Genomic DNA, 23138 nt, shown 5'->3' with positions numbered 1-23138 from the left:
AGTGAGTGTTACAATTTTTGTAGCTTTGGATTTAAAGTTGTTGAAAACTACTATTCGATGATGTCGATTATTAAGATAGTCGGGTGGTAAGGGGGGGTGTTATATTTGTTTGGAATAATGCGCGACTTGCTAATCGCTTTTATCTTTCTTGTTGATGTTGAGAATTCAGCTAGCATTGGTCTGGGTTTTGTTCTTCGGTCTGTTGCATTTGAGCCTGTACACTTATTGAAAGTTTGTAAGGATTGCTTGCCGGAATAAGTTGGGAAGTTGCTGAAGGGAAACAAACGCTCTTTTGCCGATGCTGTTTGCCTACTACCTGCTGTTGCTCGTCGCGCAGATAAGGATGGTAGGCTGGGTATATTGCAAGTTTTGACATCGTTTTGAAAGACTGGTACTCGGCAGCCCAGTGTCCACAGGCGTAAAAATGGATCCACGCTATGCTGAGCCAATGCAGTGGGTTCTCAAATCAAGGGAGCTAATCATGTCAGTGGTCATAGACGGCAAAACCAAACGCATCGGTCTGGCAATGTCGGGGGGCGGGTTCAGAGCCGCCGCCTTCCACTTGGGTGTAATGCAAGAGCTGAAAAATAACGGACTTCTCGACAAAATTGATCTGTTGAGTTGTGTGAGCGGCGGCAGTATCGCGGGGGCCACGGTTGCCCTGAACTGGGGCTCTGCCAACAAACTCGAGCTGCTCGATACTTACCTGCGTACACGTTCAATCGCCGTGTCATCATTCATCGCGGGCTCTCTCGATCCGTTCGAGTCTCGACTTGAGAAACTGGCCGACACTTATGATAAGGATCTGTTCCAGAAGAAAAAGCTGTCGGCACTGAGCAATGGCCCTCGTATTTATTTGAATGCCACCAACCTCGCGACCGGCAACATGTTTTTCTTCGTTGCCGGCGGCGATGGGATATGCGAGATGGGGGAGCATGAGCTCGGAGTAATCCCGGCACCGGAGTTCCCTGTCTGCCAGGCCGTTGCAGCTTCATCTGCATTTCCTCCCGTTTTTCCTCCCCTAAGGCTCGACTCCAGTACATACGGCCCCGCCAGTGTTGAGTACGTGACGCTCACGGACGGTGGCGTCTACGACAACATGGGGGTCAACCCGCTATTGCGCGACAGGAATGCACTGGACTACGTCATTGTCAGCGACGGCGGAAAGCCGTTTGCGAACAACAGTCAACCGACCGAGTCCGGTGCAATCGTGCTCAAGGCGGGACTGGACATCATGATGGAGCAAATACGTGGCCTGGAGTTCGACCGTCTGCAGTACCGGCATCTAGCAGGGAAGGGGCCAAAACCGATGTGGTTCTCGATCGACAGTCGCGACGGTGAGGCTCGGCAGGGGGACGCGGCATTTGCGTCAGCCATTGACACAAACCTGCGTCGACTGTCTTCGGAAGAAATGGCCGTGCTGACTCGCCATGGCGCCTCTCTGGTTAAGGCCCGGCTTGCGGCCTATGCCCCGGAACTTCTTTAGCGTCAGGTTATAACGCGCTACTTGAATTTCCACGGCGCAGGTCACTGCCGTTTTTGATATTGCAGAGTGGCATGTTCGCAGCTGAATGATTGAAGCACAGGCATGGATGATTGTAATCACCCGGATCCTTTAGCGCACCACTATGAGGGCTACTGAAATGACAACGGTAACAGCTGAGTCAGCCAAGGAGTTTGTGGCAAAGGTACGTCTTGGCATCCCTGCGCAACACACGTTTGGCCTCACTGATAACGCGGTTCCATTCAAACCTGTAGACAATCGACAACAGGCCGTTGTAGTGGGAGCAGATGTTGTTTCGTTTACTTCCGAGGTCAGCGCACAGCGTCGTCAAGACATTCAGGATTGCACGTTACTCGCTCAACTTTCTGCCAATGCCAAGGTAAATCAGAGCGCTAATATCTTTGCCTGGTATGACATCTACTTTGACGTCTTGAGCAACTTGGGATGGTCCATTGCCAGCAAGCAGTTCGATAGCCACGAGAGCCATGGCGAGGAAGTCGATGTTCATGAAGCCATAATTCTGGTGGCCACTGCTTTGCTTGGAGCGGGATCAACAGGGCTGGCACTGGTGATCACCACCCTGAATGCGATGAAGACAATAAACGCCGACTCCCCCTGGATCACTATTTTTAAAAGGGAGAGCCATAAGCTCAAGGCTCAGTCGTTCCAGATCGCCGTAGTGGAACAGAACCCACTTGGGCAGACCACCGTTACCATGATGGCGTTTGCGCTGAATGTTTCCTCCGTCATGAACCAGATTGTCTTTTTCAAGATTCAAACGGATGACGTCACGCTGAAGAATTGCTCAGGCAGCATCACGATCAACGATGGAGTCCTGAATGCCATTCGTGAAGGCCTTCGGAAAAAAGTGCAGGACCGCGCAGCGGGATTTGTCGGATCTCTGGAAGTGTAAGGACTACTGCTCCAAGCCTGCCGATTCAAAAAAAGCGGGACGGTGCCTGAGCTAGTCCGGGTGTTTTCAAGGGAGTGCATATGACCAACTACCCACCGCCACCGATGCGCAAACTGAAGGTTTATGCCTTCGACCCGCAGGCCGCCACGCAGTTGGATACCGCCTGCATCAGCCACGCGACCATCCAGATTCCCTGGGAGGAGCGATGGGAAGCAAAGATGCAGCCCGGCCCGGTCAACGAGTATTTCGAAGTCATCGATATCGATCCGAGCAGCGGCCAGTTTTACGATCCGGTGGATCTGAACGACCGCCATTTGCTGGCTCAGGACGGACTCACGCCTTCCGAGGGTGATCCACGCTTCCATCAGCAGATGGTGTTTGCCGTGGCGATGAAAACCGTGAAACTGTTCGAGCGGGCGCTGGGGCGAAAGGTGTATTGGTGTCCGCAGTGGGATGAGAATTCCGGCTCTTACCAGCAGGTGCGCAAACTGCGCATTTATCCACATGCGTTACGCGAAGCGAATGCGTATTACAGCAAAGAGAAAAAAGCTTTGTTGTTCGGTTACTTCAAGGCTTCCATGACCGATTCCGGCGTCAATCTTCCGGGAAGTTGGGTGTTCACAGCGTTGTCCCACGACGTCATCGCCCACGAAACCACCCACGCGATACTTGATGGTTTGCACCGTCGCTATAGTGAAGCGACCAGTCCGGATAGTCTGGCGTTCCATGAAGCATTTGCTGACATCGTGGCCCTGATGATGCACTTCATGTTGCCGGAGGCTGTGTCCATGCATGTCGCCGCCAATGGCGGCAACCTCAACCAGCGTTCCTGGATGAGCGGCCTGGCCCGGCAGTTCGGCGAAGCCACTGGACGCTATGCCGCACTGCGCGAGGCAATCGATGACAAGGACAGCCAGAAGTTGCCCGACCCGACCCTGCTGTCGAAGACACGCGAGCCACACGAGCGCGGCGCAATTCTTGTTGCCGCGGTCTTCGACGCATTTATCAGCATTTATGAGCAGCGCTCGGCCGATCTCTTGCGCCTGGCCGATGGCGCGGGCCGCACAGGCAGTCGTCTGCCACCGGAACTGATTCAGCGTTTGACCCGCGAAGCAACCAAGTCGGCGGACCATGTCTTGCGCATGTGCATTCGTGCGCTGGATTACTTGCCGCCGGTGGATGTTCGATTCGGTGAGTTCTTGCGTGGAATCATCACCGCTGACACCGACCTGATTCCGGACGATCCGATGCAGTATCGCCTAGCGATGATTCAGGCGTTCCGTCGCCGCGGCATACTGCCCGAAAAATGCCTGTCACTAGCACCGGACAGCCTGTTGTGGGAGTCGCCAAATATTGAGCTTGAGGCTAAAGAACTGCTGAACGCTCCCAAAGGGACGCACGCGCTCGATATCACACCGCAGTATCAGCGGCACAAGGGCTTTCGCCAGGTCGAGCGCAATCGCAAGATTGTCTGGTATTGGGTCATGAAGGTCTGCAGCTCGAATTCCGGTTGGGCCGATGCACTGGGCTTGGTTTTCAATACCAACCGCACGAGCGGCTACATCGCCGGTAGTCTCTTCTTTGGACGGGACCTCAGTCGGCCAGCAGTCGAGGTGCACTCGGTAAGGACCTGCCGCCGTGCAGGCCCCGATGGCCAGGATCTACGCCAATTGGTGATTGAAGTGACGCAGCGACGCCAGGGCTTTCTGAATATGGCGGACCAGGAGTTCCAGGATCAGCAAGATCTGGTCGGTTTGACGCCACCGCTGACCAGTGATTTCCAGTTCCGGGGCGGAGCGACGCTGATCATCGATTTGCGTGACGGCAAGGTGCGGTATGTCATCCGCAAGCGTATAGATGACGTGGACCGACTGGCGGCCCAGCGTCAATTCTTCGAGACGGGCACTGGCAGTCTGACGCTGACCTACCGTGGCGTAAACGCCAAGGATAATCCGTTCGCTATGACGCATCGTGGAGTCTGAGGTCATGACCAAAAGTAATACTTCAGGCTCAGTATCAGTGCGCATGTATCGCGGCATTCTTGGCGACTGTTTTTTGCTGCGGCATGAGCAGGACGGGGCCGCAGTCAAGCACATCCTGGTCGACTGCGGGGTCTTGCAGGGAGTCGCAAATGCCAAAGGCCGGATGAAAGACATTGTCAGCGATCTTCTTGAAACCACGGGTGGCAAGCTTGATCTGTTGGTTGTGACCCATGAGCACCACGATCACCTCTCAGGGTTCCTCTATGAGCGGGATTGTTTCCAGAACAACTTCGAGATCCGTGAGTTTTGGCTTGCCTGGACGGAGAACCCCAACGATCCCACGGCCGTTGTGCTGCATGAGCATTTTGACAAGGCCAAAAATACGCTGGCCGCCTTGGCCGCTCATTCGAAAATGACGGCATTGAAGGATCACGATGCTCATATCACGACCGTTTTAGAACTCAGCGCTTTCATGGGTGTAGCCGAAGGAGGTCGCCCCACCGGCGCCAGCACCTTGAAAATGCTCAAGGAAAAGGCAACCCCGGCGCGAACTCGTTATCTGGAGCCGGGCGATGTGGTCAGGCCGACCGAGATTACCGGGCTCAAGGCCTACGTAATGGGGCCGCCCAGGAACGAAGAACGTTTGCGCAAGGATTTGCCTTCCAAGGGTGCTGCCAAGGAGGTGTACCTGACCCGTCAGGAGGACGCACATGCCATCAAGCTTCAACTCGATCATCTCGACGGTCATACCGTTTCAGCGCTCGACCTGCCGTTTGCGCGCCCGCATCAACGACCGCTGGACGAAGTCACGCAGAAAAAAACAACGGATCGCACCATCACCCAAAAGCTGTACTACGACCCCACAGCGACGAAGCGGAAAATCGATGACGAGTGGTATTCATCCGCCGAGACGTTGGCACTGAAGATGGACTCCGATACCAACAACACAAGCCTGGTCCTGGCCTTCGAACTTCCGGACGGGCAGGTCCTGTTGTTTCCGGGAGACGCCCAGGTAGGCAACTGGCTGTCATGGGCCGACCAGACCTATCCGCGAACTCCCGATCCGGCGCAGGGCGGCGCGCTGACCGTCGATGACATCCTGGCGCGCGTGACGCTGTACAAAGTCGGTCACCATTGCAGCCACAACGCCACGCTGCGGCAGTTGGGGCTGGAAAAAATGACCGACAACAGGTTGGTGGCGATGATCCCCGTGGTGACTCAAGTCGCACAAGACAACGACTGGAATATGCCTTATCCCGATCTTTATGAAGCCTTGAAGGAGAGAACCAGTCACCGTGTGGTGATCGGTGACAGCGTGATCGCAAATGAAATTGCAACGTTTATGACAACGCCTACGGCACCGCAGAACCGAGCTGTTTTGGCTTACCACCCGAAGGAATTGTGGGTGGAGATCAAGATTTCCTTCTGACCCTGACTCTGGCGGGTTAGACGTCCACCAGGCGGGACTTCTCCACACAAATCATCGCCTAACCGTTTCTTCCGAAAAAACCTTCACGATGGATTCAGAAGTCAATTGTTAGATCTGCCCAGCGGTCCTGGGCTTTTTTGTGCTCAAGGGAAAGCCTGTGAAGCAAACGAACGTCCTCTTCAATGGGGGATTTTTCTTTCAGTGAAATCGTGGGGGCCAGCCGAGTTGTTTCTGGAAGGGAGTTTTGGATTCGTCGTGGCGTTCGACGGTGGCGACCGTGGGCAGGGTGCCGAGCAGTGTCTGGATGCCTTCGACCAGCCATTGTGGCGGGTAGAAGCTGGGTTGGACGTCAATGATGAGAAGGGCTTGGCGCATAGGGGGCTCCGGGCAGGACACGGGGGGCAGGGTTGGATTTTTATGGCCGTGCGGGCCTCTTCGCGGGCAAGCCTCGTATATGAACTCCTCCTTATTGCAAGCCCCCTTCGCTTTGGCGCCCGTGCCGACTGCACATGTATATTCGGCCTCTAGGGACAGCATCGTTTCGATGCAGGGTCATGATGGGCTATTCGCGCGTCGGCTCCCAATCGCTCCTGCGTGCTTTTCGCACCTCGAGGCTTGAGGGTTTTGTCGACGCCGGTTCGACCGGTTTGCCATCGTTCGGGTTGCTTCGCAATCTTGGGTAGACGGTTTGTTTACTCGTTGAAGGTGTGAGTTTTATCATGTTTACAACGCCGGTAGTGATGATTATTACTAATCCGCAAGCCACAGTTACTGCCTTTACAAGTTGGAAGCTGAAGTTCTGCATTGCAGCGGAAACGGCTCCTAAAACAAGTATTAAAATCGCTAGCCCAATTTCGACACCCCATTTTTGTTTCCATTCGCTTAGTTGGGTATTGCATTTTTCAAAGTATTGGTCGAAATATGATTGGCTTACGCCGGTAACTAACGTTTCGGCAGCTACAGGAAGGCTTAGTATGAGTAAAGCTAGCATTAAGCCGAAGATGGCTTTAGAGATTTTCAATTGTTTAACTCCTTTTATGCGAACGAAAAGAGTCTTAAATCTGGTGACGGAAAGCCTATCTACTCCGTCAGTTTGGTCAACGAAAGAAGCATAACCTCTAATTAGCGATCCTTCCTTCACCGACTGCTTTTGGCCGATTGCTGCCTGTCACCAAGGGCAGCAATCGACCCAAAGTGTGTAAAAACGCCTCCGCGAATCCTTACTATGGTTCTGAGGATTTCATCGCAGGGATCGCCCAGGAAGCGCTATTCAAGGTGAACATCGAGGTCAAAGCTCCTTGCTTCCCGGAAGCCTCGACGACTACGTCAGCGACACCGTTCCGGTGCGCGTAGTCTACGTCTTCGTCGACGAACTCGACCTGGCCAATCTGGGTTTTGAAGGCGTCGTTCCAGCCGATACTGGCCGGCTTGCTTACCACCCCGCAGTCCTGCTGAAGATCTACATCTACGGCTCAGGCCGCCTTTCAAGTTATTTCCCATCGCTCTATCGACTGTGAGAAAACGTACTAGCAAATGGCCTTGATTGTCGTTGGGCAGCCACTAGCCTCGACAACAGGTTCTTCGCTACTGGGAATACTCGGAAGGCATCGATGATAGTAACCATCACGCTGGCTCAGATCAGGAAACTGGCGCCGCTCCAGCTACAGCACGGCTTTTGATGTGGGGCAACCGATCCTGGATCACTACGGGATCAGCGATAACCCGCTGCGCGTCGCCCACTTCATGGCTCAGGTGCTCCACGAAAGCGGCGCCCTGAAGATCCAATGGGAATCGCTCTACTACACACCCAAACGCCTTCCGGAAGTATGGCCCTATCGTTTCAAGCCAAAGGGAAAACTCGAGCCTAAGGAGTACGCCTACAACGAAGAAAAACTGGGCGAAGCGGTATACGGCGAACGGCTGGGTAACGATCAGCCCGGCGACGGCTTCAAGTACCGCGGCCGGGGGCTGCTGCAACTCACTGGAAAGGAAGGCTACCGCGATATCACGATCTGGCTGCGCCAGTGGCTGCCGGCTGCCCCGGATTTCGTTATGGAACCGGACGCGGTGCTCAGCCCTGATTGGTGCCTGCACGTTGCCGCGGCGAAATGAAAAGCGAGCGGTTGCAACAAGTACGTGGACCGGGACAGCGTCACCGAAGTGACCGAAGCCATCAACGGTGGAGCGGTCGGCTTGGACGATCGCAAGGACTGGACGAAGAAGACGCGGAAAATCTGGTTCTGTATGACCGGCGCGCAATGCCATGAAGACAGGAGAGCGCTCATGAGCGACCGAAGCAATACTGCGATGTTGAGATTTGATCCGGCGTTTGCGTCGTTGCGTGAGGGCCTTTCGGTGGCTCAGCAGATTGGCGACACACTTTGGGTGGCCAACGACGAAACCATGAACCTGGAACGCCTGAAAATCCAGGACGTTGCGCCCGGCGACGTCGTGACGTGCGATGAGCACCAATCGTTCCAGCTCTTGGAGTACTTGGACCTGCCCATACCGATGCAAGACGCCGAGATCGATATCGAGGGATTGGCCTATGCCCATGACAGTGGTTACCTCTGGGTGGCGGGCTCCCATAGCCTGAAGCGAAAGAAGGCCGAGGTCGGCAGGTCTGCGCAGAAGAATATCAAGCGGCTATTGACGGTAGAGGCGGACGGCAATCGCTTTCTGCTGGCCCGCATCCCTGTAGTACAGCAGAACGATGGCTATGCACTCGCCAGGAAGGTGGACGCCGATGGACGTACGGCGGCGCAGCTTCATGGCAACGAGGTCGGTAACGACCTGACCACGGAAATTGCTGGAGATGATCAGCTACGCGACTTCCTGCGTATCCCGGGTAAAGACAACGGCTTCGATATCGAAGGGTTGGCGGTAATCGGCTCGCGCTTTTTGCTGGGGCTGCGTGGACCGGTCCTTCGCGGCTGGGCTGTGCTGCTGGAGATCGAGCCCGAGCTGAACGACGACTCGACTGACACGCTGGTGCTGAAAAAGATCGGCCCAGATGGGCGCCGCTACCGGAAGCACTTCTTCGCGCTAGACGGCCTGGGTGTGCGAGACCTTTGCACGAGCGGCGACGATCTGCTGATCCTGGCGGGTCCCACTATGGACCTGGACGGTCCGGTAACGGTCTTCCGTTTGCGCGGCGGTATCGGGTCCGACGAGGAAAGCGTGGTCTTTACGGATCAATTGGAGAAGGTGCTGGAGGTGCCTTTCGGGCAAGGCAACGATCACGCTGAGGGCATGTGTCTGTTCAAATCGGGGGAGCAGCTTGGGGAGGTTCTGCTGATCCTCTACGACTCCGCGGCGCAGAGTCGTAAACACGGCGATACGGATGTGGAAGGAGACCTGTTCATCCTGAATTAGCCACGCACCAATTTTGATGATTATCTGGATGCGTTAAAAGATCCTTTGGGTAAATTTGCAAAGGACAATTTTTCTGATTTTAAGAGTGCTGCGGAAAAGGACATAAATGACTTTTTGAAACAGGCTAAAGAAAATATTTCAAGGTGGGCCGTGCTGCTCACGGAGAAAAAAATAAACGCCGATGAACTCAAATCCTTGATTAAAGGTGAAAGAAGTCTTGGTAGGCTCCATGCGCTTAAACAGGCCGGTCTGGCGCAAGCCCCGTGGGATTTGTTTATAACGGGAGTGGTAACGATTCTAGTGAACACAGCGATTGCTGTATTTCTGTAGGAGGGTTGCCTCAGGTATTCGAAGTTTTTTAGTTGGCTAGGAGCGAGTATTAGCTTCACCTGTAGTGAAGCAACGATCATCAGCAGATATTTTTTTAGTTGAGTAACGCATCCATTTCTTGAGAATTCCTTCGTGGAAAAGGACGGCATTATGAACGAGTCAGATCGAAAAAAATGTAACACCGAACGACTGATTCAGTTATACCCATCGTTTCGCGTTCGGTTAGAAAAATTGATTAATCTTCTTGAGGAGAAACACCTTCGCCCTCGAATCCAAGATGCCTGGAGGTCTCCCGCAGATCAAAAAAAGGTCTTTGATGACGGCCACTCTAAATTGCTGTTCGGATTTCACAATGTTACTGCAAAGGACGGAACGCCGGAGTCATTGGCTGTGGATCTCCTTGACGACGATTCTCCGCTGGACCCAGGGAGGCGGTATCTACTGCAACTGGCCGCTGCTGCGAAAAAGGTGGGGCTGGAAACAGGTATTCGCTGGGGTGTGCCCGTAAAACTCGTCAAAGCCATTGATCAAGCAATTCATGATGAAAAGTGGGATGCCAACATCAAGGTTGGTTGGGATCCTACTCATGTCCAGCCGAGCGGAATTTCAGTCTCCGAGGCGAAAGCAGGGAAGCGGCCGATGTAAAACAGGGGGGGCGCTCTTCGGCGCTCAAGGTAAGACGTCCATGCCGGATCAAACGGGTTCGCTGCACTGCATATTTTGATATGCCGAACTATCGAAACACTGGCAGCGGAAAAAAGCCAAGCGGGTTGACTCATGCCGCGTGCTTTTTCCTTGGTGGCAAAAATCCAGATACCTGACGCCGGGTGAGCGATTCTGAGGCTGAGCCAGCTGGTGAGGGCTGGGGGAAACGTTGGAGCCAGGCCATTTCTCGAATGATTTCGCACCCACAAGGCCGGCCGGCGCTCCGCTGAGCTCCACGAAGCCCAACACCCCCTGCGCAGGGATCGCCTATTGCCGCTCCAGTTTGTCGGTGACCGCTAGGATCAGGCTGGCGGTCAGCTTGGTGCGCTCGACGGTGCCAACGAAGCGGCCTTGCTCATTCTTCACCGGCAGCACATCACTGCGCAGCTTCTCCATCAGCGCCAGGGCATCGCGCTTCGAGGTGGTGGTGCTCAGCGCTTGGTCGGCGCCGACGAAGCCGGGCAGTTTCGCCAGCTCGGCCATGGCCGCAGGGTCACCGCGATTGAGCAACTGCTGGAATTTCTCGTAGCCGGGATCGCCGGCCACCCGGAGGTAGCCGATCAGGTTGGCCGCGTCATACAGACCGAACAGCCGGCCATCGGCCTGGTTCACCACTATCACGCGCAAGTAGGAGCTGCCGGAAAGGGTGTTGAAATAGGCGGCGATCGCCGGGCCGTAATAGCCGCCTTGGCCGAGGCGGAACTCCAGCGCCTCGATCTTGCGTTCCAACAGCGGGCCCAGATCGTGCGTGCCGCCCTTGCTGGCCATTTCCACCACCTGCACGGCGTCCTGTACGGTGGTCGGCGCGACCTGTTTCGCGATCTGGGTCTGTGCCGCCGCCGCCCATACCTCGGACAGATCGGCCTTGACGCCGAAGATGTCCACGCCCTTGAGCTTGCCGGTGGCCAGGGCGACCAACACCAGCGGAATCACCAGAAACACCAGGTCGCTGGTCTTGACCTCGTATTTGCCGGCCGAGAACACCCGCAGCAGGATGGAGCCCGCCACCAGAGCCACGCCCAGTGCCAACAACGCCAGAATGATCGGGGTGCTCATGGCGACTCTCCTTGCTGTGGCAATCGTAGGGAAAGCTTAGTCGCGGGCTCGCGTATCGGGGGACACACGAGGCTTTCCTGATACGCAGGGGGTAAAACGTGGTGTGTCGCCGATCTCAATGACCTCGATAAAGTGGATCGAGGCACCTAGGCGCCTATCCCTTTCAGGGCGTTGGAAGGCAGATAATCGGCTGCGTCGGCGGCGACCCTCCAAGCAACCGCAGCGCCAGTGCCCCGATCTTCCAATTGCCATAGGCTGGACTATTCCGGCTGTTCTGAAGCGGCTTGCGCAATGACATCTATGACAGCTCAGTGAGCTCCATGATGCAGATCAATTCCTTCTTGGGTTTTAACAATCCATTGGCCAAGCCGAAGGAGCTTTCTCGCACTTTGTTGGACACGTTGCCCCCAACGGCAAAGACCCGGTCAGCGGTCACCCTGGTCACGATGTCGCAATGCGACGGATAGAACTCATCTGGCTGAAGATCAAAGGAAATATCCGGATCTGGATCGTCCTTATCTGCTTTCCGCCATTGTGCAATCAAATCCCCGGGCTTCGGCAAATACGCATCAACCCGGCGGCCATGGTAGAGCTTGCCTTGCTTAGCGTTCTTCGCGTTGTTGATCGCCCAACGGATGTAGGCATGGTGAGCTCCATGGAAGGGAAACTGCTCCAACCTGATACCGGCCTGTCTCAAGCACCAGCAAATGAAGGCCGCGGACCAAGCATAACTGCTGCAGCCATTGCGACTGCTGTCCCCCAAACCATTGTTCCAATACTTGGCGACAGCATCAGAGCCTTTCTGTTTCCCAGGAGTACTCGGCTTCCGAGATTCGTTACGGACACACTCGACAAGTTCGTTTGTGGTCCAATTTATCAGTTCGGAACGCGCTGCATTAACCAGAAGCTCTGCGATTGCCATAGAGGAGCCCTCAGCGGATGGCTTAAGGAACTAACCTGTACGGAACAGGGAACGATAGTCATTCACGGAATGCATAGAGCCGGTGAATAAACACAATTAGAGCGCCCAGCAGGAAGGTGGCCAGGAAAATTCCAACCCGAATCCAATTCATGGCCGGGAAAGGCCCTTCCGGAAACAGGGTCAGCTTGATGAACACCTCGGCCTTCGATAACAGATAACCGGCGACGAAGGCTGACACCACCTTAGCAATCCCCTGGAACTGCTCTTTTTCTGCTTTCGAGAACGGTGCGAAGAGCATACCAACAGCCCATCCCGCCAGTGCGCCGAGCAAGGCGATCAGTCGATTGAGCCCAACCTCGTTTGCACTGCCACCACTCAAGGTGCTGGTAAGATTCCAGATCAGACCGGCAAATGCGAAGAAAAAAAGGGTGGCGAAAATGATGGTGCCCGGGTTGCTGCCTAGATGGCTTTGCAGCGTCCTGTACCAACCTACATCAGTGCCTTTTCCCGAAGGGGCTGTAGTTGGAGGGGCAGCGGATTCAAGGTCCGCAGGTTGCCTATTTCCCATGTTGGTCTCCCTGATGCAGCGTTGATGGCCTGGCTTGGAATCTGAAGCTAGTACTCGATGCGTAAGGTGCGGCCCGGCCGGATGATGTCGCTTTGAAATCCATACAGAGGTACCAATTAGGCTAGCCGAGGCGATTCAGACACTTCTAACTTTATATCCATAGGATTAACCGACCGTCGGACGCCAAATGCCACCTGTCAGACAACAGAGCTGACACCGCAACACAGTATGGCTATTCACTTAGCCCGCTTGACCATATTGGCTATTACGAATACAAAGTAGCTGCACTATAGGAAACAGCAATAGTGAGCATACTTGAGCTTCCACGCATTATAGGAGCGAATGACGCAATAAAGGGGGAGTGATTTAACTTCAAGCCATCGCAAGAAGTTGAATTTCTGACCATTTTCTCAAAGCCGATCCGTCCACTGGCTACGGCAGGAAGTAACTTCATATCGCCGATTTCTGTGTAGTACGGCAACTATTGGTGCACCGCAGATGGGTCTGCTTGCGGGGGGACTCGTTACAGAGGGGGAATTCCACTCTGGGGCGAGAGAGATGATCAGATGTCAGAATAACCTGGCGGTCAGCCGGAGGCTGACCTGCTCAGACCTTTGGAACCCCGGCTATATTGCATTGCAACGCCTTGCGCTCTGTAGTGTCCTCTCCGCTGTCTTAGCGGCGTTGAAGTCGGTCATTCCGCTTATTGGGCCAGGGTCGCTCAAGCCTGCATGTCAGGCGCACGGTGCGGGACTGCAATCAATGCGAATCACTGATAACGGACAGCGAGAGGCAGAGTCATGGACATATTGCTGGCACGGAACAAGAGTGGGGCTGATGTAATTGAACTTCGCAACAAACTGGCCAAGGCGCTCGGCACGGACGAGCAGCTGTTTCCAGGGCTGGCGGGCGGTACTGATTACGATGCCTTGACGGAATCGGCGGTCCGTCATTGGCAATCGGGCATCGGCATAGTGGCCGACGGTGTGGTCGGTCCCTACTGCCAGAGCTTGCTGGGTTTGCTGACACTCAAGGCTCTTGAGGTCCCGCTTACCGTGGATACGGTCAAGCGGCTGTTTCCAGCGACCAAGCCGTCCAATATCCAGCGTTACCTACCCTATGTTGCCGCGGCCCTGGCGGCGGCTGACCTGACAGACAGGCCGATGACCCTGGCCGCCCTAGGCACGATCCGCGCGGAGACCGAAGGTTTTGTGCCGATTTCGGAGTTTCCTTCGCAGTACAACACCAAGCCAGGCATGCCGCCCTTCAGTGCCTATGACGGCAGAAAAAATTTGGGCAACTCGCAGCCCGGCGATGGCGCTCGGTTTCGCGGTCGTGGCTTCGTGCAGCTGACCGGGCGCCACAACTACCATAACTACTCGCAGAAGGTCGACCTGGATATTGAGGCGCTGCCGGACTTGGCCAATGCGCCCGAGGTTGCGGCCGTGCTGCTGGCGGGATTTCTTGCCGACCGCTCAGGGAACATCCGCACGGCCCTGGCGAGCGAGAACTACCGCGCGGCCCGCAAGGAGGTCAACGGTGGCTCCCATGGCCTGGAACGCTTCACCGATGTTTTCAGGATCGCGGCATCGGTCTGGCCGCCGGTGAGCGCTGCCAAGGTCAAAGGGGCAGCCGCCAAGAAGGCCGCTGTACCCAGTACGTTCACGCGCACGCTCAATGCAAGCAAGGATCCGGTGGACTTGCGCGACCGCGCTTACCTACCCCCACCGCTGAGCCTGCCCGACGCCTACCCGACGGACGACGACATCAAGGAATTTCTCCCCCGCTACACGCAATCGGGCCTGATCCTCGATCAGGGGCGGGAGGGTGCTTGCACCGGCTTCGGCCTCGCTTGCGTGGTGAACTACCTGCGTTGGCGCAAGAACGGCCTGGGCGATGGGCTGGATTCGGTAAGCCCACGGATGCTCTACAACTATGCGCGGCGCTACGACGAGTACGCTGGCGAGGACTACGAGGGCTCCAGCTGCCGTGGCGCTTTGAAGGGCTGGCATCGCCACGGCGTCTGCCTGGAGTCCGACTGGCCATACGACGATCAGGATTCGCAGCCGCCCAGGTTCGGCTACGCCACGCGAGCCGCCGCCAATACGCTTGGGGTCTACTACCGGATTGACATCCGCTCGATCACCGATCTGCAGGCCGCCATATACGAAGTTGGCGCGATCTTTGTGTCGGCCTTCACCCATGACGGCTGGAACCAAGTGAAGAAGCCAGGCGGCAAGCTGACCGGGCACAGTTCCTTGCCGACCATCCCCTTCGACGGAAAGCCGTCCCAGGCTGGCGGCCACGCCTTTGCCTTGGTCGGCTTCAGCGCCAGCGGCTTCATCATCCAGAACTCCTGGGGTACCAAATGGGGTGGAGGTGGGTTCGCTCTGCTGACCTATGCCGACTGGCTCGCCAACGGCATGGATGCCTGGGTCGCGGCTTTGGGCGTGCCGGGCGTGCTGCTGGGTCAGCTGGCGGCAGGCGGAGCCGCGGCAGTTGCGAAGACCACCGCCAACAGTACACTGTGGTGGGATGAGACCAAGGCTTACGAACACAGCGTCGTAATGGGCAACGATGGGCGCGTCGCCCGCCATCTCACCCAGGACGAGCTGAGCCGCTCGCTGCTTTTCCAGGCCTGCGGGCTGCCGGACCAGTGGTTCCGCACTCAGCCGGGCCTCACGAAGCGCCTGCTGATCTATGTGCATGGTGGGCTCAACAGCGAATCCTCCGCCATTCAACGAGCCCGCGCCATGGGGCGCTTCTTTCTGGGGAACGGCTGCTATCCCTTGTTCATCGTCTGGAAGACCGGCGTGCTCGAATCCATCAGCGGCATTATCACCGACATGTTCCGACGAGAACCGGCGCGCGCTGGCGGTGTGCGCGACACCATTCAGGATGGAGCCGACATTCTGCTCGAACGGGGCATTGGCCGCCCCTTCGCTCGCCCGATTTGGAGCGAGATGAAGGAGAACGCCGCCTTCGCAAGCCTGTCCAGCCGTGGTGGCGACAAGTTGGTAACAGCACTGCAGAACTTGGTTAGGACCTGGGGTAGCAACCTGGAGATCCACCTGGTTGGCCATTCGGCAGGCTCGATCTTCCTGGGCCACCTTATCGAGCTGCTCGCCGCACGCGGCCTGGAAGAGCGTCTCGGTTCTGTCCACCTATACGCGCCGGCCTGCACGGTGCAGTTCGCCAACCGTTACTACGCGCCATACAAGGAGCTGATGAAGCGCCTGTACCTGGACATCCTCTCGGATCGCAACGAGCGGGACGATAGCGTGGGGCCCTACCGCAAGTCGCTGCTCTACCTTGTCTCCAACGCCCTGGAGGGCGACTTGCGCACGCCCATCCTCGGTCAGGCCAATGTGCTGAACTCCACATACATGGGCTGGGACGGTTCATCAAGCACGGGCGAAGCACTCGGCAACTGGCGTCAGGCCGTCGCGCTGGCCGGACTGGCCAAGCACAAGCAGATCATCGAAGTAGGCGCCAACAAGGTGACCACCTGCCGGACCGGCATCACCATCGACGCTTCCCATGGTAGCTTCGACAACAACGTGGACGTTGTGACACGAACGCTGGAACGCATCACTGGCGCCAAGCTGGCACTACCGGTGGACGACTTGCGAGGCTACTGAGAGCTGATACCCCGGGCGAGTGGTTGGCCCAGTCCAACCAAACAAGCCTTGAAAATTTAGAGGTTTTCAAGGCTTGTTTGGTGTCGAAAAAGTGTCGAGCGCCAAACTCGGTCGACTCCGGCAAAGGACGATCACACACGCTAAATCGCGTCTACTCTAGATTCCAGCTAGCAACTGCTGTTCAACCTCACGAAGGGATGCGCGATGAAGACACAGTTTGTCGTTGGTCTTTGCAGTGTACTGACGCTCTCAGGCTGCACCGACCCTTATCTTTCTACTCGGGGGAGCCGCAGAATTCGGAAAAAATCGTCCCCTGATACAGCCGCTGTATCCGACCCGATAGATAGCAAGTTTTGAAAGAAGCATGTAGCTAGATTTATTAAAGCAGGGCGGATGCAGGAGCTGAGTGCAACACGGTTATTGAATTGAAGCCGGGGCATCATGCCGCATAGCCATGGCCTCTTGCATCACTTGGCCCATCACTTCGATTGGACATTTGAAATCGAAACGCTTACGTGGGCGCATGTTCAGTTGCAGCGCTATGGCATCGAGCTCTTCCTGGCTGTGGACTGACAAGTCAGTCCCCTTGGGCAAGTACTGGCGGATCAGCCCGTTGATATTTTCGTTGCTGCCGCGCTGCCAAGGGCTGTGCGGGTCACAGAAATAGATGGCCACACCGGTCTTCTGGGTAATTTCGACGTGCCGCGCCATCTCCCGGCCCTGGTCGTAGGTCATGCTTTTACGCATCGCCAGCGGCATGCGATTGAGCGCCGCACTGAAGCCCTCCATCGCAGAGGTCGCCGTCGCATCATTCATTTTCACCAGCATCAAGTAACCACTGGTACGTTCCACCAGGGTGCCTACAGACGAGGCGTTGGCTTTGCCCTTGATCAGATCGCCTTCCCAATGTCCCGGCATCAACCGGTCTTCAATCTCGGGTGGGCGCACGTGAATGCTGACCATTTCGGGGATCTGGCCTCGCCGATCCACTCCACCAGAGCGAGGCCTACGGGCCGTTTTGCCTTGGCGCAGGCAGATGATCAGCTCCTTGCGAAGCTCACCGACCGGCAGGGCGTAGATCGCGGTGTAGATCGTCTCGCGGCAGACGTAGGCTTCTTTGAGGCTGGGTATGTTCATGCTGCGTAGCTTGCCGGCAATTTGCTCGGGAGACAAACGCTCACGCAGCATATGAGTCACTAACTCGAAACGTTCGCTGCCCGGCAGCAGCTTACGTTTGGGTCGACAGCTGCGGCGGCGAACCTGCATGTAGTGCTGGGCAGCACGTACCGAATAGCGGCCACAGGCTTCTCGGTTGCGGCGCAGCTCCCGGCTTACCGTCGAGGGCGCTCGGTTGATCAAACGGGCGATCCTTCGCTGACTAAAGCCTTGGGCTTGGCCGAGCTGGATGGTGACGCGTTCTTCGACGCTGAGTTCGTTATAGGACATAGGGGCAACACCGTACCGGAAAGGTCAGGTGTTGCACTCAGTTTTTGCGGCCGCCCAGTCTATCTGCCAATAGCTGATGACCGCCTTCTACATATCTTGTATCTTGCGCTCATTCAGGCCGCTGTTCATGGGCTGAAAGTGCTGTCGCGGGCATGCAGCCATTCCAGCAGCTGCTGCTCGGGCATCGGCCTAGCGAATAGATAGCCCTGCATCAGCCGGCAGCCGAGCGCTTGCAAACGGTCCTTCTGCTGATGGGTTTCCACGCCTTCGGCGATCACGCTCATCTGCAACAGCTCGCCGAGCGAGAGAATCACCTTGACGATTCGCTCATCGCCCTCGTCAAGCAAGTGGGTGAAGGACTTGTCCAGTTTGAGCGTCGACATCGGCAGATGCTGCAGGCGTTGTAGGGAGGAGTAGCCAGTGCCGAAATCATCGAGATGGAGCTTGAAACCGGCCTCTACCAAGGCGTTCACCTGTTCGTGAAGCAGCTCCAGGTTTTCCGAGAAGGCGCTTTCGGTCAGTTCGAAGTGCACGCTGTGCCGGGGCAGGTGCTCGGCGTCTATCAACTCGCACAGTTGGCTGACGAGGTTGGCCTGCAGCAACTGCTTGACCGACAGATTGATATTGAGGACGAGTCCGGGGCGTGTCTTGCGCAGGCGTGGCAAGGCGTGGATCGCGTGCCTGGCGATATACAGGCCCAGTTCGCCGATCAGGCCAGATTCCTCGGCCACCGGAATGAACTTGTCGGGAGGGCAGAAGCCCGTATCGGTCGGCCAACGTGCCAACGCCTCGACCATCACTATTTCCCGGGACTCGCAGTCGACTATCGGCTGGTACCAGACCTCCAACTGACCGATAATCAGGGCCTGGCGCAAGTGCTGTTCGATGAACATGCGCTCCTGCACGCTGGCGTGCATGGCCGCGGAGAAGGACTCATAGCGGCTCTTGCCAGCGCGTTTGGCCTGGTACATGGCGATGTCGGCGTTGCGCAGTAGTTCCTCCTCGCTCATGCCCGGTACGCCATCGGCGATGCCAATGGAGGCGCTGATCGCTAAGCGCGAGCCCTGAAACATCAGCGGTCGGCAGACGGCCTCCAGCAGGCGTTGCGCCAGAGATCCCGTCTCGGCGCATTCCGTCAAACTGAGCACGACGAATTCATCCCCGCCCATGCGCACCGCGGTGTCGCTGGCACGCAGCACATCCTCCAGGCGTTGTGCGATGCTGTTCAGCAGGACATCGCCGGCCTCGTGGCCGAGGCAGTCGTTGATCAGTTTGAAATCGTCCAAATCTATTAGGTAGAGGGTTAGCACCAATCCTGGCTGACGCTGCTGCATAGCCTGGTAGAGGGGCAGGCGCTCACCTAGGAACTTGCGGTTGCCTAGACCGGTAAGGGGGTCCTTGCGCGCTTCATGGTAAAGGCTCGCTTGGGCGGAATACACTTCCGCCATCATCTCGTTGAGCGACTGTGCCAACTGGCCCAGTTCGTCATCACCTTGCACCGGCCAGGCCGGCGGCTCATCCAACTGCTGCCTTTGCTTGGCCAGGCGTGAGAATAGGCTCAGGCGCTTGAGGATCAGCTGATCGAGCAGGATGGTGACGGCCAGTGCAGCCAGCAGCAGGATGACCAGGGAGTTGCCGATCAGCAGCAGGTCGCCGGTGCGCTGTTGGCTGTGCAGAATAGGCGGATGCTGGATGATCAGCTGCAGAGTGCTTCTGCCGAGGGAGTCTGCGAGGACCCGGCTAGCCCGGATGCTGCCCGCTGTCGTAATGGGCGTCTGCATGCTGGCCGGCGCAGGCGCCAGTTGGAACGCTGTGGAGGCCAGGTTCGCCAGCTCAGCTTGGCCACTGTCATCGAGCAAACGCCCCATCACTAGCCAGCCCTTTCTGGGCCGGGAGCCGCTGCTGTCGTGGATCGGGCTGAACGCCAGAATGGTTGGGGTACTGTCGATCCAGCGCAGTAGGTACGTGCTTTGTTGCCGCAGGTCCGAAGGTAGTTCGGCGAAGCCGGCGAGCACATCGCGCACCTTGGCGTCGCTGGCGCCGAGCTCTTCAGGCTGGTCAGTGTGGTTGTCGACTGCGGAGTGGAACTCGCCGGCCTCGGTGAGGAAGATAACGAAATCCATGCCCAGATTATGCATGGCTTCGCTGGTGTAGTTGGTGTTCAGGTAGTCCGGGGTCCTCTGTCGCATGTACTCGTAGGTGTCGTTCCAGATGCTGTAGTCCCGACTGCTCCTTTGCATGGCTTGGGCTTGCGTACCGAACACAGCTCGAACCCGCTCCAGTTCCTCCTGGGCATGGCGCTCTTCGAACTCCCCCAGGCTCTGGTGCAGCAGTCGTGAGCTACTCCAGTAGCTGGCCAGCGAAAACGCAGACAGCAACAGCAGCAAATAGAGCGGGGTGCGGGTCCGCAGGCTCTTGATTTTTCGTAACACACGTCCCTCCTTGGTGGCAGCTACAGGCTTTTACGGTGCAAACTTTATTTCGGTGTTAGTGCGAGAAGGGCTAGTCCTTCGCTGCGGTAGTGCCGAGTCATGAAGCAAAACACCATCCAGCACCGATTGCGGAGACCGAACGACGTGCAATGCACGTAAATCATTTTCGTCTCGAACCAGCACATCTGGCGCCTTACAGTTGGTCCACTTCGGCTTCCCAAGGTCTCAGCACAGCATGTGATGAAGAAAAATTCGCGTTCAGCGGCGTCGTAATAGCCGTCGTGATAGCGGTAGCGTGTGGTAAAGCGGGCTGCGCAGACGGCATCGATGACAGTTACGCTTTCAACCACCTGTACTGGGAACGGCAGACGGGCCGGCCATGGACGTCCATCCTGCTTGTCCTGCAAATAGAAATCGGTCGAGCTCGCGTATCGGATCTCGGTTGCCGCCCCCATATTGTTGTCGACCCTGATCAGCAAATAAGGCTTGAGGGTGGCGGACTGGTCGGCCTGGCGCTTGCCGCAAAAGTTGTAGTACCACTGGCGCATCGGGCTGCCAGCTTTGCTAAAGACCAGGGCTGCGGTGCCCTGGCCCAGTACATCGGCAAATTGAAGCTGGTCGGCGCCGCCATAGCCATCGGGCAAATAGACGATGATGGGATCGGTGGCAAAGGCGTTACCGGATTGGTTGAGATAAACTTCGATTCGGTTCGGGTAGGCTAGGACGAGGTCGGCGGTACCTGCACCATTGACGTCGGCCAACATGATGCTTGAGACGCTGACATTGGCATCGAATGCAGGCGCGTTGGCGAAAAATATCCTTTCCCCAAAGCGGCCGTAACCGAGGTTGGGCCACAGTTCGACCGAACCGTTACGCACCCGCACCCGGTGCATCAATCCATCGCCGATCAGGTCGGCGAAAGTGACCAGCTCGCTGGCGCCAAAATCTGCGGCGGCAGGAAAGTTGAGCGGTAACGGTATACTGTGCGCTGCGCCATATCCCTGTTTGCCCTCGGACAGGCATATTTGCGCATTGGGCGCATCAAGAATCAGGATATCGGCACGGCCGTCGCCTGTCAGATCAACATGCTCCCGATTCGGATTGTTGGCCTGCGCTGGCACTGAGGCAAAGCCCGCATAGGGCGACCAGTTGTTCGCGTCATCGAGAGCAAAGAAGCCCGACAGGCCACCATCGCTGACCACCAGATCGAGTTGGCCGTTCGCCTCCAGGCTCTGCAGCGAAGCGGTTGCGTTGGTCAGATCTCGGTAGACCGGAAACGAGTCTGGTGCTGATGGTGCCTGGTAGTTGCCAGCGCCCAGAGGTTCGTAATAGAGCGTACTGCCGGGTGCGCTGAGCAGAACGCCGGCGATGCCTTCCCCCTTTAGATCAAGCGGAAGGAAATTGGCACCGTCCAGATAACCCGGAATACCGTCGACGCCATCGACGGCAAGCTGCGAAAACTCCGCTGCCGGTGGCGGTGCAAACATGGACCATGACAGGCTGACAGGCGGGCGCGATTGCGCGATCAGACTGCCATCCTCTGCTGGCCGGTAGCCAGTCTGCGTTACCTCACTGAGCATGGAAAACAGCGGCGAGTCGTCGTAGCTCAGGCGCGTTGCGCGGGTTAGCAGTGGTTTGTTACCGAGTTCCGCAAAACGGTGGAACACGAGAATATTGCGACACAGGCGCAGGGTCCGGATCTCAAAACCACTGCGATAGCTGGAGAAGGGGTCGCTGCGCACGCTCCATTCCCGTGTAGGTATGACAGGTACGGGTGCGTTCAGGTCATACTGGCCATAATCGAACACGACCGAAAATGCGTATTGCTCGTCGGTGCCACCGACCCTGGCAAAATAGTTGCCGTATTCGATGCGATCAATGTACCTCTGGGACAGGATTGCGCGGTTGAGGTTGGATACGGACGGGCTCAGGTTGGCGCCATTCTCGGCCTTGTAACTGTAACGTACGGTGTTGCCGAGCGCGTCAGAGGCCTTGTCGATCAGCCATTCGAATACGGCTGCCGGTGCATCAGGATCGGCAATCCGGCTTGCGTCGGTTGTGCCAAAGGTGGTCGTCACGTTGTTGCTGCTGACCACCTTCCAGAACGAGAGTCCGCTGCTGACTGCCACCCAGCACTCGATCAGCGAAAAGCCTCCCTGCAACCTTGGCAGGTAGGTGTAGACCTCATAGCTTTGCTGCTCAATTGTCGCCTGGTAACAGGCCGGCAGCTGCTGTCCATCAAGCTCCATCAGTTGCGGCGTCAGTTCCCCTTCGCCACTGAGGATGAACAGATCCTTGCCCGCGTAACCGGGAATGCCCTTGTCGGTACGTCGGACAATGCTGGGCAGTCCCAGCGAGAAGCCAAGCCCGAAAATGCCGTTGCCAAGGCCGCTGGAATAACTGAGTTGCAACTGCGGTTCGAGACCTCGCGCGCCGGGATTGCCAATTGGGATCGCGTAGGTGGCAGCGCCGGAGAAGGCATTGGCCTGAAACGTTTCGCCGATGGCCTTGATGGCGCCGTCACCGGTTGGCAACGCAATATTGGCTAGCGATGGGCTGGCAGTGTGATCGTCGATGGCAACTGCGGCAGGCCGAGGTGGGCGCATAACAAGGCTCTGCTGACAGGACATCACTCTCACTCCCGAAGATCACTACGAACTCAAATCCCGAGAAATAGCCCATCGGTAGAGTTCTGGGCATGCCCTGTCACTCACTGGTGCCAGCGCTTCCAGTCATTTCGACTCGAGGGGATTATCGATAGGCGAGGGCACCGGAGCCCTGTGCCGCCCCGGAGCCTGCTGAGTAAAAGCCAAGTTCGGTTTGGGCTAATTTTTT

16 protein-coding genes and 2 pseudogenes are annotated in these 23138 nt (G+C 56.8%); 10 read left to right on the top strand and 8 right to left on the bottom strand.

Annotated features, from left to right (window positions below; all coding sequences use genetic code 11):
- The first annotated feature begins 481 nt into the window (after positions 1–481).
- The 4 genes from AC3I0A_RS13815 (at position 482) to AC3I0A_RS13800 (ending at position 5828) form a co-directional block, all read left to right on the top strand.
- A complete protein-coding gene (locus AC3I0A_RS13815; RefSeq protein WP_489372397.1) occupies positions 482–1486 on the top strand; it encodes a patatin-like phospholipase family protein in 1005 nt (334 codons plus the stop codon).
- Between the two features lie 157 nt (positions 1487–1643).
- The gene (locus tag AC3I0A_RS13810) at positions 1644–2417 is read left to right on the top strand and encodes a hypothetical protein (protein WP_489372396.1); all 774 of its coding nucleotides are present in this window, start codon (positions 1644–1646) and stop codon (positions 2415–2417) included.
- Between the two features lie 80 nt (positions 2418–2497).
- Positions 2498–4399: a hypothetical protein gene (locus tag AC3I0A_RS13805; RefSeq protein WP_489372394.1), complete on the top strand. Its 1902-nt coding sequence runs from the start codon at positions 2498–2500 to the stop codon at positions 4397–4399.
- Between the two features lie 4 nt (positions 4400–4403).
- Positions 4404–5828 (top strand): ComEC/Rec2 family competence protein, encoded by a 1425-nt coding sequence (locus tag AC3I0A_RS13800; RefSeq protein ID WP_489372393.1) that lies wholly within the window; start codon positions 4404–4406, stop codon positions 5826–5828.
- A 210-nt stretch (positions 5829–6038) separates the two neighbouring features.
- On the opposite strand, the pseudogene AC3I0A_RS13795 reads toward AC3I0A_RS13800, so the two are convergent.
- Positions 6039–6203, bottom strand: a pseudogene (locus AC3I0A_RS13795) (hydrolase); the annotation flags it as partial.
- Between the two features lie 187 nt (positions 6204–6390).
- Positions 6391–6849: a hypothetical protein gene (locus AC3I0A_RS13790; protein ID WP_489372391.1), complete on the bottom strand. Its 459-nt coding sequence runs from the start codon at positions 6847–6849 to the stop codon at positions 6391–6393.
- A gap of 247 nt (positions 6850–7096) precedes the next feature.
- Here AC3I0A_RS13790 and AC3I0A_RS13785 point away from each other — a divergent pair.
- The 5 genes and pseudogenes from AC3I0A_RS13785 to AC3I0A_RS13765 all read left to right on the top strand — a co-directional run.
- Positions 7097–7300, top strand: a pseudogene (locus AC3I0A_RS13785) (IS5/IS1182 family transposase); the annotation flags it as partial.
- Positions 7301–7508: 208 nt separating this feature from the next.
- A complete protein-coding gene (locus AC3I0A_RS13780; RefSeq protein ID WP_489372389.1) occupies positions 7509–7940 on the top strand; it encodes a glycoside hydrolase family 19 protein in 432 nt (143 codons plus the stop codon).
- 171 nt (positions 7941–8111) lie between these two features.
- Positions 8112–9203: a DUF3616 domain-containing protein gene (locus tag AC3I0A_RS13775; protein WP_489378501.1), complete on the top strand. Its 1092-nt coding sequence runs from the start codon at positions 8112–8114 to the stop codon at positions 9201–9203.
- Positions 9204–9248: 45 nt separating this feature from the next.
- Positions 9249–9533 (top strand): hypothetical protein, encoded by a 285-nt coding sequence (locus AC3I0A_RS13770; protein ID WP_489372387.1) that lies wholly within the window; start codon positions 9249–9251, stop codon positions 9531–9533.
- 150 nt (positions 9534–9683) lie between these two features.
- Positions 9684–10178: a M15 family metallopeptidase domain-containing protein gene (locus tag AC3I0A_RS13765; protein WP_489372386.1), complete on the top strand. Its 495-nt coding sequence runs from the start codon at positions 9684–9686 to the stop codon at positions 10176–10178.
- A 327-nt stretch (positions 10179–10505) separates the two neighbouring features.
- Here the strand turns inward: AC3I0A_RS13765 and AC3I0A_RS13760 are convergent, their stop codons facing one another.
- The 3 genes from AC3I0A_RS13760 to AC3I0A_RS13750 form a co-directional block, all read right to left on the bottom strand.
- Positions 10506–11294: a CBS domain-containing protein gene (locus AC3I0A_RS13760; protein ID WP_489372385.1), complete on the bottom strand. Its 789-nt coding sequence runs from the start codon at positions 11292–11294 to the stop codon at positions 10506–10508.
- Positions 11295–11592: 298 nt separating this feature from the next.
- Positions 11593–12216, bottom strand: a complete 624-nt coding sequence (locus AC3I0A_RS13755) for a DUF2272 domain-containing protein (RefSeq protein WP_489372384.1) — start codon at positions 12214–12216, stop codon at positions 11593–11595.
- Between the two features lie 58 nt (positions 12217–12274).
- Positions 12275–12784: a hypothetical protein gene (locus tag AC3I0A_RS13750; protein WP_489372382.1), complete on the bottom strand. Its 510-nt coding sequence runs from the start codon at positions 12782–12784 to the stop codon at positions 12275–12277.
- 800 nt (positions 12785–13584) lie between these two features.
- Here AC3I0A_RS13750 and AC3I0A_RS13745 point away from each other — a divergent pair.
- Positions 13585–16425, top strand: a complete 2841-nt coding sequence (locus AC3I0A_RS13745; protein ID WP_489372381.1) for a C1 family peptidase — start codon at positions 13585–13587, stop codon at positions 16423–16425.
- Positions 16426–16842: 417 nt separating this feature from the next.
- On the opposite strand, the gene AC3I0A_RS13740 is transcribed toward AC3I0A_RS13745, so the two are convergent.
- The 3 genes from AC3I0A_RS13740 to AC3I0A_RS13730 all read right to left on the bottom strand — a co-directional run bounded on the left by AC3I0A_RS13740 (position 16843) and on the right by AC3I0A_RS13730 (position 22933).
- Entirely contained in the window at positions 16843–17871 is a 1029-nt protein-coding gene (locus AC3I0A_RS13740; protein WP_489372379.1) for an IS30 family transposase, read from the bottom strand.
- Positions 17872–17996: 125 nt separating this feature from the next.
- Positions 17997–20303 (bottom strand): putative bifunctional diguanylate cyclase/phosphodiesterase, encoded by a 2307-nt coding sequence (locus AC3I0A_RS13735; RefSeq protein ID WP_489378372.1) that lies wholly within the window; start codon positions 20301–20303, stop codon positions 17997–17999.
- Between the two features lie 44 nt (positions 20304–20347).
- Positions 20348–22933: a SpvB/TcaC N-terminal domain-containing protein gene (locus AC3I0A_RS13730; protein ID WP_489378371.1), complete on the bottom strand. Its 2586-nt coding sequence runs from the start codon at positions 22931–22933 to the stop codon at positions 20348–20350.
- Positions 22934–23138 lie beyond the last annotated feature (205 nt).

Source organism: Pseudomonas sp. KH_024_B2, assembly GCF_057839965.1.
The sequence above is the reverse complement of the archived record's forward strand: the minus strand, read 5'-3'. Positions and strand labels throughout refer to the sequence as shown.

Bases quoted from the DNA above. Each gene is read 5' to 3' on its own strand.
- AC3I0A_RS13745 (WP_489372381.1), top strand. From the start codon at position 13,585: ATGGACATATTGCTGGCACGGAACAAGAGTGGGGCTGATGTAATTGAA.
- AC3I0A_RS13765 (WP_489372386.1), top strand. From the start codon at position 9,684: ATGAACGAGTCAGATCGAAAAAAATGTAACACCGAACGACTGATTCAG.
- AC3I0A_RS13730 (WP_489378371.1), bottom strand. From the start codon at position 22,933: ATGTCCTGTCAGCAGAGCCTTGTTATGCGCCCACCTCGGCCTGCCGCA.
- AC3I0A_RS13805 (WP_489372394.1), top strand. From the start codon at position 2,498: ATGACCAACTACCCACCGCCACCGATGCGCAAACTGAAGGTTTATGCC.
- AC3I0A_RS13740 (WP_489372379.1), bottom strand. From the start codon at position 17,871: ATGTCCTATAACGAACTCAGCGTCGAAGAACGCGTCACCATCCAGCTC.
- AC3I0A_RS13815 (WP_489372397.1), top strand. From the start codon at position 482: ATGTCAGTGGTCATAGACGGCAAAACCAAACGCATCGGTCTGGCAATG.
- AC3I0A_RS13760 (WP_489372385.1), bottom strand. From the start codon at position 11,294: ATGAGCACCCCGATCATTCTGGCGTTGTTGGCACTGGGCGTGGCTCTG.
- AC3I0A_RS13750 (WP_489372382.1), bottom strand. From the start codon at position 12,784: ATGGGAAATAGGCAACCTGCGGACCTTGAATCCGCTGCCCCTCCAACT.
- AC3I0A_RS13775 (WP_489378501.1), top strand. From the start codon at position 8,112: ATGAGCGACCGAAGCAATACTGCGATGTTGAGATTTGATCCGGCGTTT.
- AC3I0A_RS13800 (WP_489372393.1), top strand. From the start codon at position 4,404: ATGACCAAAAGTAATACTTCAGGCTCAGTATCAGTGCGCATGTATCGC.
- AC3I0A_RS13810 (WP_489372396.1), top strand. From the start codon at position 1,644: ATGACAACGGTAACAGCTGAGTCAGCCAAGGAGTTTGTGGCAAAGGTA.
- AC3I0A_RS13755 (WP_489372384.1), bottom strand. From the start codon at position 12,216: ATGGCAATCGCAGAGCTTCTGGTTAATGCAGCGCGTTCCGAACTGATA.